General features: G+C 36.0%; 1 protein-coding gene. It reads left to right on the plus strand.

The window, feature by feature from the left end:
* Positions 1-386: hypothetical protein (locus C1G53_RS09350; RefSeq protein WP_105118454.1), on the plus strand; the 386-nt coding region annotated here is incomplete at both ends.

A 386-nucleotide genomic window follows, 5' to 3' on the forward strand; every position in this document is an offset into this window, starting at 1 on the left:
AGTCAAAGAAAAAGTTGTAAACTTTGCTAATGACTATAAAGAAAACCATGAAGAAATCAATGCTGATTTTGTCACTAAGGCACAAGATTTAGGCAAACAAGCGACTGAACGATTTACTGAAGTAAAAACTCAACTTGAAACTGGTGAATTGACAGTAGAAGATTTGGTCAAGTCTGGTAAGGAAAAATCCTTGGAAACCTTTGAGCAAATCAAGGAAAAAATTGCGGAACAAAACTTATCAACGGCTGACATTTTGGAAGCTATCAAGGCAAAAACTGCTAAAGCTCCGACAGTGGATTTGACAGAAGAAGATATTGAGGATGCTGTAGTTGTGTCTGAAGATATTGAAATTGATATCGAAGATGTTCAAACTGAAGTGGTATCAG

The sequence above is a fragment of the Streptococcus suis genome (genome assembly GCF_002960445.1).
GTDB lineage: Bacteria > Bacillota > Bacilli > Lactobacillales > Streptococcaceae > Streptococcus > Streptococcus hyiners.